The sequence below is a fragment of the Desulfobacterales bacterium genome (genome assembly GCA_029211065.1).
Lineage (GTDB): Bacteria > Desulfobacterota > Desulfobacteria > Desulfobacterales > JARGFK01 > JARGFK01.
Genome location: JARGFK010000015.1, coordinates 48,461 through 59,621 on the forward strand (window position 1 = coordinate 48,461; position 11,161 = coordinate 59,621).

Genomic DNA, 11,161 nt, shown 5'->3' on the forward strand with positions numbered 1-11,161 from the left:
CTCTAATCTTTATTTTGCAAAAAAATGCATTAATATTTAGATGTCCGTTGTTCAACCAGAAAAGCGTCAATTGCATCCGGTGTGCTTCCAAATTGTTGCGACCCCATTAATGTCAAAAGAAATCAAAGGTGAACCCAAACTTTCAGGAGGGATTATGAAGCGAAATTATTCAGGATATTATATTTGTATAGTGGCTATCATTTTTCTGTTGGTATCGACCTGGAGCAGCCGTGTGCAGGCCCAACCGGTCGATGCCCGGACCCTTTGAAAAGATGCAGCGTCTGATCGAGCAGCAGCAATCCCAGCTGGATGCCCAGGCCAAGGCGATTGAAGACATGAAAAAACAGCTCCAGGCCCTTTCCAAGGCGGGGCAGCCTTCAACGGCAACCGCTGAAAAACTTCCGTCCCTGCAAAACATTGTAAAACCCGGCAGCGACAAGGTGGAGGTGCAGTTATACGGCCAGGTAAACCGGGGTGTCATGTATGCGGACGACGGCAATGACAGCGATTTTTACCATGTGGACAACGATACATCCTCCACCCGGCTGGGTATAAATGCCAAAACCCGAACCGGCGGCGATCTGGAAGTCGGCGCGCGCTTCGAGGTCCAGTACGAATCGAACTCTTCGGCTTCGGTCAGCCAGACAAGCAATTCGACCGGTCCCGATAATTTTACCCAGCGGCACCTCGATTTATTTATAGAATCAAAGCGCTTCGGCAAACTGTCAATCGGCCAAGGGAACACTGCCTCCAATGAAACCTCTGAAGTGGATCTGTCTGGAACAGCCCTTGTAGGCTATTCTGATATCAGTACCGTGGGGGGCGGCATATTATTCTTTGATAAGACCGCCAACAGCCTGTCAGACACGGACATCGGAGATGTTTTCAATAACATGGACGGACTCAGCCGTAGGGACCGCCTGCGCTATGACACCCCCGAATTTTTCGGCTTTGTCTTGTCGGGATCGGCTATTGAAAATAATGCCGAGGATATTGCCCTCTGGTATAACCGGAAATTTTCGGGATTTAAACTTGCCGGCGCGGCTGCCTATGCCAATCCGGGCAATACATCGTTGGACAATCAGTTGGATGGATCCGTCTCCATTCTGCTGGACGGTGGCTTTAATGCCACCTTTGCCGCCGGCAATCAATACATGCGGGCATCCGGTCAGGATGACGCGACCTTTTACTACGCAAAAATAGGGTTTGTCCGGAAGTATTTTGATATCGGTCCCACGGCGCTTTCGGTGGATTATGGCCGTTACAACGACGTGGACAGGAATGACGATGAGGCTGACGCCATCGGGTTTCAGTTTGTGCAGAACCTGACGGATTGGCGCACGGAGCTGTATATGGGTTACCGCCACGCCAGTCTCGACCGGACAGGTAATGACTTTGAAGATATCAATGTTGTTCTGGGGGGCGGGAGAATCAAATTCTAGCAAGATAGCGGTCTGAAGCAATGGTGCTTTAACATGACAACGGAACGGGGATGATTGCGGATCGTTGCGATGTGGACGTGCACTTAGAAGATTTTTCTGGCTCTGGCAATATCGTCGACGTCGCCCATGACGATGAGCGTCATCCCCTTTTCAAGCTGCTGTTCGGGGGAAGGATTAAATTCTATTTCACCCATGTCTTGTCTGGCGCCCAGGACAAGGAGATTGTATTTATCATTCAAGGCGCAAGTGCTCAGTTTTTTGCCTTCTACGGTGGAGTTTTCAGTAACGGTAATCTGGTGTATCCGTAGGTTGCCCTGGCTGCTTCGCAGCATGCTGTCAAGAAAGCTGACAACGGTAGGGCGAAGCATTTCAGAAGCCATGCGCAGACCGCCGATGTAGTTGGGTGAAACCACCTGGTTTGCGCCTGCTTTTCTGAGCTTGGGCTCTAAACTGGGATCGATCATCCGGCTGATGATGCGTGCCTGCTTATTCAGCATTCTGGCGGTCATGGTGACATAAAGGCTGTCTTTATCAGAGGGAAGCGTAATCACAATTCCGGAGGCCTTTTCGATGCCGGCTGTCAACAGATTCTGGTCATCGGTGGCATCCCCTTTGATATAGAGTAAATCTCCGATGCTTTTACAGCGTTCAATATTTTCTTCACTTTGTTCGATGAGGACAACCTGTTCTCTATTTTTCAGCAGCTCCGTCACAACATGGCGACCGGTCTCGCCACCGCCGCAGACAACATAATGGTTACTGAGTTTTGCGATCTGTTTTTCCATTTTGTTTTTCCTCAAGACCCCTGATAGCTCTCCTTCAATGATCATGGCTGTTAACGAGCTTATTCCATAAAGAATAATCCCCATTCCGAAGGTGATAAGGATCATGGTAAATATTTCAACGGGGATATTTCCTCTGATTTCAAGAATTTCTCCATATCCGACCGTCGTCAAAGAAATTACCGTCATATAGATACAGTCCATAAACCTGGGTTTGCCGCCAAGGAGGATAAAGTAGCCGAGACTTCCCGCCAGAACCACGAAAAAAACGGCCAGCAGCGCAAAAAGGAGACGTTTCTTAATATGCATCGTTTAGTATGAAAAGGTCGGTTAAGATATGGAAACCACTATAGTGACTGTGATAGACTCATACACCAGTATGCGTTTTAGTGTAAAGGTTTTTCTGCAAACAATCCCGTAACCGATAAAGGTTCTATCAACTTTTTAGGCAAGGCCGGCCGGTGAAAAATCTTTACAAAGGAACGAGCATGCTTTATAAATTTGGATCACCTCCAAAAGAGTTGGTGATCCAGGATTCAAGGGTTCAAGGGGTCCGGGGTTCAAGTGAAGTGCAAATAGGCTATAAAGCTGGGAGGCTGGGAAGCCGGGAGGTTAGAAAGTTGGAAAGCTTTATTACAAGTGGATTTATCCTGAAAACAGAGAAAATTGCCTGATGCGGCCGATACTGACGATCGTCATTGCTTCTCGAAACAAAGGGAAAAAAGTCGAAATACAGGAGCTGCTAAACGATTTTCCTGTTAATATCAAAACGCTTGATGATTTTGGCCCTGTTCCGGAGATAGCAGAAAATGGGACAACTTTTGAAGAAAATGCATACCAAAAGGCAAGTTCAATCGCAAGAATTCTGGGGTTGCCGGCATTGGCAGATGATTCAGGTCTTGTGGTAGAGGTTTTGGACGGAAGACCCGGCGTCTATTCGGCCCGATATGCTGGTGAAGATGCCACCGATCGACAGCGGTGTCTAAAGCTGCTCGAAGAAATGGAAGGCCAGGCCAACCGCAGCGCTGTTTTTGAATGCGTCGTATCCATTGCCGTTCCTTCCGGCTCCGCGCTGACATATGAAGGAAAGTGCGAGGGTCTTATTGCCCAGACAACGTCCGGCTCGGGCGGGTTCGGTTATGACCCGGTATTTTTTTATCCGCCGGCCGGAAAAACCTTTGCTGAAATGACCGCAGAAGAAAAAAACAGCGTCAGTCATAGGGGTAAGGCATTAAGAGATTTATGTGCCGAATTTGAAAAGGCGCTGATTTGGATCAGGCAGCACATGCCGTTGCCGGAACCCGGCAATTGTAAGGGCGATTAACAACGGCTTTACCCTTTACGGAGAGGCGCATCCCCATCAAAAATAGCGGGCAGACACGCAATCAGGATTCTCTTTTCACTTTGATTTTCAGCCGGCGTATGCTGGTGGCTCTAGTGATGGGGTTCGCCTGCGGGCTGCCGCTTCTCTTGACCATCACAGTCTTACAGGCATGGATGAAAGAAGAGGGGGTGGACCTGGCCGTTATCGGCATGATGGCGTTGGTGGGGCTCCCCTATACCCTTAAATTTATTTGGGCGCCGGTATTGGATCGGTTCACATTACCTTTCTTGGGGCGGCGCAGGGGCTGGCTGTTGATTGTCCAAATCGCGCTGATTTTTTCCATCGCTGCTTTAGGGACCACCGACCCCAAAAACAGTCCGTGGCTGTTGGCCTCGGTTGCCTTTCTGGTCACTTTTTTTAGTGCGACCCAGGACATTATCGTCGATGCTTACCGTCGCGAGGACCTTTCCGATGCCGAGCTCGGACTGGGGTCTTCTCTCTATATCAACGGGTATCGCGTCGGGATGCTGCTGGCCTCCGGCGGCGGGCTGATTATGGCGGATTTTTTGCCGTTTTCTCTGGTGTATGTTATTCTGGCCGCCTGCTTGCTGCCGGGTGTGGCGACCACCCTTTTGGCGCCGGAACCGGTCGTTTTTTCAGACCCTCCCAAAAGCATGCGGGAAGCGGTGCTGGCCCCCCTGATCGAATATTTCAACCGACCGGAAGCGTTATGGATTCTGGCGTTCATACTTTGCTACAAAATCGGTGATACCATGGCCAGCGCCATGACGACCCCTTTTTATCTGGATATCGGTTTTTCAAAGACTGAAATCGGCGCTGTTGTTAAACTGTTCGGTTTCTGGGCGACACTCCTTGGCGCCCTGGTCGGTGGGATCATCATGCTGCGCCTTGGCATCAAACGAAGCCTTTGGGTTTTTGGTCTTCTACAGGCGCTATCCACAGCCGGCTTCGTCTTTCTGGCCCGAATGGGGCACAGCATACCGGCTTTGTCTGCGGTAATCGGTTTTGAGAATCTTAGCAGCGGCATGGGGACCGCCGCTTATGCCGCCTATATGGCCAGTATCACCAATAAAAAATTTACTGCTACTCAATACGCCCTGTTAAGCAGCCTGATGGGGATTCCGCGGGTAATGGCGTCGGCGCCGACAGGGTTAATTGCCAAGTTTTTGGGATGGGAAATCTTTTTTGTCATTTGCACCTTAATCGCGATTCCGGGAATGCTGTTGCTTCTGAAGGTTGCTCCATGGAAGCCGACTGCCAGATTGCAGAATTAAAGCATATGTTAAGATGAGGTAATAGAAGTAAGTGCCGGCGGAATACTCCTGGAAATGGCTGGAACAACTTGGGTTAAAATGACCGCAAATGGGAATTTTACGATGAATGAAGATATTCAAAATAAATCCGTCATTGTTTCCGAGGAAAACTATCTTAAAGAAAGGGAAAAACTTCTTTCCCTTCCGCCCGAGAAGATCCGGGACTATATTCTGGATCACCCCCGGCCGGCTGAACTGGTTCAATCTTTTCCGGAAGAAGACTTTTATTTTTTGATCCATGATATCGGTCCGGAAGATTCACTGGCGCTCTTTTCGATGGCCTCTCCGGCGCAGTGGGAATATATCATTGATTTGGAATCCTGGCAGCGGGATGGCATGGATATTTCTGCTCTGACCAAATGGTTCGGGCTGCTGCTGCAGGCCAATCCCGGCCGCCTGGTGGAATGGCTTTTAAAGGATAAACCCGAACTGTTTGAATACTATCTGTTCAAAAATATCGAAGTGATCGTCCGGGAGCATGATCAGGACCCATCGGATTTCGGCAAAGGATTTTTCACCTTTGACGATGTCTATTATATGAGAATTATGGACGATCAAGTGGATGAAAATTCGCAAAACCAGGACGAAAAGCCGCGCGGCCATGTTCTGCCGGTATTGCTGGAGCGACTGGCCGAGTTTGATCATATTCAATTTCAACAGATGCTCTTTAGTGCCCGCTGCGTTATTCCGGCTGAAGCAGAAGAGGAAGCTTATCGCTTGAGAAATGTTCGCCTTGGGGAAAAAGGATTTTTACCCTTTGATGAAGCCGTGGGCGTTTATCAATACTTAGATCGCGGCGTTTTGCAAAATCAGCAAGACAAGGTCATTGCCGGTGAGTCCGAACAGCGAAATAATCTGCCGATACCGCTCTATCCTTCACGGATGATAAAAGAGGAAAGTTTGTTTTCAACATCACTTCAGGTAATCGAAGGCTTTGAGCTGCTGCAGCAGATTCAGTTGGAATTTGTTGCTTTATGTAACCGGATTGTGACGGCGGATCAGGAAAAAATCCGTGACAGGGAATCGCTGAAAGATGTAGTCAAAAAAGCCTGCGGATATCTGAGCATCGGGCTGGGGCGTCTGCATGACTTAAAGACGCTGCCTCCTGAACAACAAAAACAATCTTCCGCCGTCGACCTGACAAGGTTTCCGCTTTTGGAGATATTTCGGGTCGGCTACGGTTCGGCGCTGGAGTTGAAATGGCGGGCAGAAAAATGGCTTAAAAACAGCTGGTTTAAAAAGGCGGGACTGCCTTTGAGTTTTTGGGGTGAATCATGGCTGGGGGTTTTAGGGGGGCTTTTGGTCAAACGGCCGCTTTTTTTCGATAACTACAAAACAGGTGTGCTCTACAGAGAATTCAGTTCCAACGAGGATATTGCTCAAACCGAAAGGGCGCTGGATGCGATCGTGGCTTTTGACGAGTTGTTGTCGCTGATGACCCGAACGATCAAACCCGTTTCCGCCAACACATCATTGAACCATAAAAATCTTGTATTGACCCTCTGGGCCAGAGATTATCTGGGCCTTTCAAAAGATTTCCGGCCATTGACACGGGGTGAATTCAAAAGCCTCTTTAAAGCCTTATGGATCGATGAGAATACTCCCCGAAAAATACAACAGCCGGTAAAAACGTTTTTTATAAACTGGCTGGCGGAAGAAACCGGGTTCAGCACCGATGAAATTGCATTTCGACTCGGCGACACATTCGAAAAGCTTTTTAATGAAATTGAAAGCGAATACGGCTCTGTTTCAGAAGCGGACTTAGATCCGAAATATATTCATCTGTTTCTGCTTTCACCTTAATAGAAGGTTTTATAAAACTTAATTTAATTCTCTTTTAGGTCCAATTCCACGCGGCTTGCCGCGAGTCGTCATTCCGGCGAAAGGGGCTTTGTCGTAATTGTTAAAATGGATCCTTTTTTTTCCACGTCATGCCGGACCTGGTCCGGCATCCAGATGGACATCCCCGCGAAAATATTCTGGATTCCGGGTCAAGCCCGGAATGACGAAAATTCTTGGAACGCTGGATTTTATAATTGCGACACAGTCTCGAAAGCCGGAATCCAGAAACATAAACTGGATGCCCCCGTATCAAGTACGGGGCAGGCTTATCAAGTCCGGCATGACATTTGATACCCAGTAGCTTACTACGGGGTAGTTCATTAACCTTATAAAAATGAGAATTCTCAGTTTGGTTCAAAGAAAGATGCGTCGTGAATGTTACCCCCATAAAAACAGCCGATGCAATGGAACCGACAGAAGCGCTTTGTTTCGCCTTTAGGGACAATGAACTGCTTGTCAAACAGGGTGGGGGGGCAGTTGAAATTCCGCGGATCGAAGAAATCGCACCCTTACATCCAAAATCTGTGGCCCGGCGCTATGTGGGCGCATTTGATGAGCGCCCTTGCTTTTCCGTGGCGTTGTCGGATGATTTTACATTGCCGCCCGGTATGGAATTGACAGGGCTGCGGCGATTGTTTGGTCTGTTGAAAGACGAGTTGTTTGTACTTGCGGGGCGTTCTTTTCAGATGATTCAGTTTGAGCAGCGCCATCGGTTTTGCGGGCAATGCGGAGCCCCTACGGAATTTAAAAAAGACGAATATGCCAAAATCTGTCTTGATTGCAATCTTGTAAGGTATCCGGGCGTCTTTCCGGCGATTATCGTCGCGGTGATAAAGGATGGTCAAATACTGCTGGCCCGATCCCAGCGCTTCCCGCAAGGGCGATACAGCGTTCTGGCCGGTTTTGTTGAGCCCGGAGAAACGCTGGAGGCGTGTGTCCGGCGGGAAGTCAGAGAAGAAGTCAGATTGGAAGTAAAAAATATACGGTATTTCGGCAGCCAACCCTGGCCCTTCCCGAATTCGCTCATGATCGGCTTTACCGCGGAACATGCCGGCGGGGATATCGTTATTGATAATCATGAAATAGTTGATGCAAACTGGTTCGCAGCATCATCCCTGCCGGATGTGCCCGGAAGACCGACCATTGCCCGGCAGCTGATCGACTGGTTTGTTCAAAACAATAAGGCGTGAATAATTTATGGAACAGGACAAGTGGGGCCGGGACCCGGCGGTTCAACAAATGCGAAGGATTTTTACCGGGATGGAACAAATCCAAAAGACCCTGCTGGATCAGGTGCGGATTTCACCCTTTGATGGACGCCTGCGATCCGTCCGGGAGACCGCCCTGAATTTGTTTGATAAAGCTGTGGCTCGCGCGGCCGGCAAGGGAATACGGCTGACCGATACCGCCATGAAGGACATATTTACAGGATGTTTGCATCAAGCGATGAGGACATCTGGAATGGCGATATCGCAGGATCTATTGCCTGATGACAGGAATGTGCGTGAACTGCTTCGCGAGGTGTCGCGATGATCCGGTTAAGGTTGTTCGGGCGCTGCCGCATATACCACGATCCGGTGAGTCCGGTGTTGCGGGCGCCGGCACAGATCGGCTGGGAAGCATGGTTCCGTCGCATCGACCTGGTAACCCCAAGACGCTTAAAAGGAAAAGAACTGTTGATGCGGACCCGGGGCTGGTGGACGGTGGAGCCCACTGAAGTCGCCGAGATTGTGGAGGCGCACGGACGGCTGACGGTGGGGGACCAGGGTGAGCTGCAGATGGAACTGGAAGACCATGAAGCGGTCGATACCCTTGCAAAGGCTTTGTCAGAGCGGTTTGGCGACCAGGTGATGCTGGCCCCATAGATGGATCATATTTCAAAGGTCTCCCCATTTGAAAAAGGGGGCCGGGGGGATTTGAAAGAATATATCCTATTTTATGCAATACTCAGGGCTCACCGCACCGGTGAAGCCACCACCAGTATGAGAAGGTCCTTTTCCCCGTTGTTCAGCAGGCTGTGGGATGCGCCGGTGGGAATCCAGGTGGCGTCACCGGGTTTGACCTGCCGGGACTCATCATCGACCCGCATTTCTCCGGTCCCGCTCAAGACAAAGTAGATTTCTTCCATGGGATCGACATGGGCTTCAATTTCCTTTCCGGGGGCCAGATTGGCAATCGCTAAAAATCCGATTTCTTTTAACGTGCGCCCATCCAGAAACATCTGGGCAACGGCGCCGCCATGGGCGAGGTAAGTGGTATCCAGGACTTCCTTGTCATTCAAATTTCGGACGATCATGCGTTAAACTCCTTACGGTCAGTGTGATGGATCACGTCATTCATTAAGGGTACAAGCCTTGATGGACGCGAATACAATATTTAAGGGGACAGTCTGTGTTTGTCCAGAAAAATATCCCATATCCTTTTAAAGGTGCTGGGTCGATGTCCGCCGGCAATAATAATGACCCTGTCTTCGGGGAGGCTTTCGGCCAGCAGTTTTTGGGCGTCGTAATAGCGGTCGTGATTGCCGATGCCAAGGTAAACCGGGGCTTGCCCGGCCGGATTTGCGCCATTCTGTTTTAACCAATCCCAGATCAGTCGCTGCCAGTCTGTCTCGCCGTCGTAGGGCCCCGGGTCCCAAGGCTTTAGGCCGCCGGCTTTTGAGATTTCAGCCGCAATGGAAGCGTCTCCCAAATAGGGTCCCAGCAGCAGGACGCCGTCGATATTTTCCGGATGTTTTATGAGGTAAAGAATAGCGCCCAATCCGCCCATGGAAACACCTGCCAGCCAGATTTTTTCATATCCGTTTGCCTTGGCCGGCCGGATCACATCTTCCGTCAGCCGTTTTTCCAAGGTGCGATCTTTGTAGTATCCGAAATGGGTGTTGGGGGCGATCATATCAAAAGGGATCTTTCTTTTCTGAACCGCTTCGACAAATCCTTCCGTTTCAAAGCATTTGTGCGGTTTCCAAAGACAACGCCAGGTCCCTCCCAGTCCCCGCAAAAAAATGATCAGGTGCTTGTTTCTGACCGGCTCGGCGGTATAGGTAAGCGTTTCAAGGGGCTTATGGCCGTTTCCGACACAGCCGCCAATAAAGAAAGCAATCAGAGCAGTCGCCACCCTGAGAAAGCTATGGGTCATTTTCATCATGAATTTCCATTCTCATGAAAAGATTGTTTGATCAAGGGTTGCTTTGCGCTTCCGCCAGTCCGGTTGACAACGGATTAAAAGAAAATAAAAAGCTTTTTATCGTAATTAGTGCACAAAATCAGGTTGTTAAATCGAATAGTTCGGTTGCCTGTTGGACGACTTCCAGCGGAAACATACGTAGTTCGGAAGCATCAAACCGATACTGCGGCAAATGTTCTACGAGCAGCCTCCCCACGGCTATCGCTTGTCCGTGGTCACGTTGTTTCTTGATCGGTTCACGATCGTCTTGGCTGCCTAACCAGAATTTGTGCAGCGCGAAGGCGCGAGGGTCAGGAACGATTATTGGTGCGGGCATGCCGTCATCCCCGATGACAATTTGCGCAAATTTCGGTGAAGAGATCAACCAATGCAAATTCCGGATTTCAACCGCTTCCAGGTCGCCGGGGCCACCGAACCGCATGGGCTCTTTTTGTACGATTTTTTTCGGCATGGGCTTGATTAGATCGACCATATATCCGTCCCGGTTCACCGCCCGAAATCCTCCGGAACGAACAGCCTCAAAAGACCTGTCAGCTTTGCGAATGATATCGAGCAGTCCGTCTGGTTTACCGGCTGAATCCATTGCCAGCGTAAGTTTGCGCCGTATATCCCATAAAATGTCCATATCTTTGGTCGACATCATGGAACTGTCGAAGAAAACACCTGCTGCGGCTTCATAGGCATACATTGCGTTAGTCCCGACGACGATTACATTGCGACCGAAGATATTGTGCTGGTCCAGCACCCTTAAAATGCCGGCTACAGTCCTGGGGACCCTTTGGATCATGGCCGCCTTACAGAATCGAGCCTGTTCCTTAAGACGATCTTGCAAGGCAGACAAACGGTTTTTGGCCTGCTGCTTGGCCAGCCGAAAATCAGCCAGGATTTTTTCCGTTTCCGGTGAACGTAGCCCCAAGCTTTTTCCATATCCAAAGCGATCATGCGATTTGAAGAGATATTCCCGGTCTTTTGCCTTTTTCCAATGCATGCCGCCTTTGTAAGATCGATCTTTTTTAAGTGCGGCTCCAAAGGCATCGTATAGCTGAATTGTATCAATAAAAATGCGTCGTTGGTTGTCGTTCATCTCACTGTAATACATGATATTTTCCATCAAAAAGCTTATGGTTGGTTGTTGAAGGAAAACCGACAACATGCTCATTCGGTATTTTATTTAACTGGGTATGCAGTTAACTCAACCGCCCACTATATGTAGAGGGTTACCTCCAATAATCATTTGGCGCGACACAGGCG

At 49.4% G+C, this 11,161-nt stretch carries 11 protein-coding genes; 7 read left to right on the forward strand and 4 right to left on the reverse strand.

Features of this window, described 5'->3' with window-relative positions:
* The first annotated feature begins 230 nt into the window (after positions 1 to 230).
* On the forward strand, positions 231 to 1,442 hold the full coding sequence (locus tag P1P89_05310; protein MDF1590915.1) for a porin: 1,212 nt from the start codon (positions 231 to 233) through the stop codon (positions 1,440 to 1,442).
* An 83-nt stretch (positions 1,443 to 1,525) separates the two neighbouring features.
* On the opposite strand, the gene P1P89_05315 is transcribed toward P1P89_05310, so the two are convergent.
* A complete protein-coding gene (locus P1P89_05315) occupies positions 1,526 to 2,533 on the reverse strand; it encodes a potassium channel protein (GenBank protein MDF1590916.1) in 1,008 nt (335 codons plus the stop codon).
* 364 nt (positions 2,534 to 2,897) lie between these two features.
* Here P1P89_05315 and P1P89_05320 point away from each other — a divergent pair, with 364 nt between their 5' ends.
* The 6 genes from P1P89_05320 to P1P89_05345 all read left to right on the forward strand — a co-directional run bounded on the left by P1P89_05320 (position 2,898) and on the right by P1P89_05345 (position 8,589).
* Positions 2,898 to 3,548 carry an XTP/dITP diphosphatase gene (locus P1P89_05320; GenBank protein MDF1590917.1) on the forward strand — a complete coding sequence of 217 codons (651 nt, stop codon included), beginning with the start codon at positions 2,898 to 2,900 and terminating at the stop codon, positions 3,546 to 3,548.
* Positions 3,549 to 3,646: 98 nt separating this feature from the next.
* Entirely contained in the window at positions 3,647 to 4,843 is a 1,197-nt protein-coding gene (locus tag P1P89_05325; GenBank protein ID MDF1590918.1) for an AmpG family muropeptide MFS transporter, read from the forward strand.
* A gap of 102 nt (positions 4,844 to 4,945) precedes the next feature.
* Positions 4,946 to 6,685, forward strand: a complete 1,740-nt coding sequence (locus P1P89_05330; protein MDF1590919.1) for a DUF6178 family protein — start codon at positions 4,946 to 4,948, stop codon at positions 6,683 to 6,685.
* A 410-nt stretch (positions 6,686 to 7,095) separates the two neighbouring features.
* Positions 7,096 to 7,914 (forward strand): NAD(+) diphosphatase, encoded by an 819-nt coding sequence (gene nudC / locus P1P89_05335; GenBank protein MDF1590920.1) that lies wholly within the window; start codon positions 7,096 to 7,098, stop codon positions 7,912 to 7,914.
* 7 nt (positions 7,915 to 7,921) lie between these two features.
* Entirely contained in the window at positions 7,922 to 8,257 is a 336-nt protein-coding gene (locus P1P89_05340) for a hypothetical protein (GenBank protein MDF1590921.1), read from the forward strand.
* Complete coding sequence (locus P1P89_05345; protein ID MDF1590922.1) at positions 8,254 to 8,589, forward strand: hypothetical protein; 336 nt, start codon at positions 8,254 to 8,256, stop codon at positions 8,587 to 8,589. Before P1P89_05340 ends, P1P89_05345 begins: the two co-directional genes overlap by 4 nt.
* 89 nt (positions 8,590 to 8,678) lie before the next feature.
* On the opposite strand, the gene P1P89_05350 is transcribed toward P1P89_05345, so the two are convergent.
* The 3 genes from P1P89_05350 to P1P89_05360 all read right to left on the reverse strand — a co-directional run bounded on the left by P1P89_05350 (position 8,679) and on the right by P1P89_05360 (position 11,021).
* A complete protein-coding gene (locus tag P1P89_05350) occupies positions 8,679 to 9,020 on the reverse strand; it encodes a cupin domain-containing protein (GenBank protein ID MDF1590923.1) in 342 nt (113 codons plus the stop codon).
* 80 nt (positions 9,021 to 9,100) lie between these two features.
* Positions 9,101 to 9,871 carry an alpha/beta hydrolase gene (locus P1P89_05355; protein ID MDF1590924.1) on the reverse strand — a complete coding sequence of 257 codons (771 nt, stop codon included), beginning with the start codon at positions 9,869 to 9,871 and terminating at the stop codon, positions 9,101 to 9,103.
* 118 nt (positions 9,872 to 9,989) lie between these two features.
* Positions 9,990 to 11,021, reverse strand: coding sequence for a nucleotidyltransferase domain-containing protein (locus P1P89_05360; GenBank protein ID MDF1590925.1), 1,032 nt, complete (start codon positions 11,019 to 11,021; stop codon positions 9,990 to 9,992).
* Positions 11,022 to 11,161 lie beyond the last annotated feature (140 nt).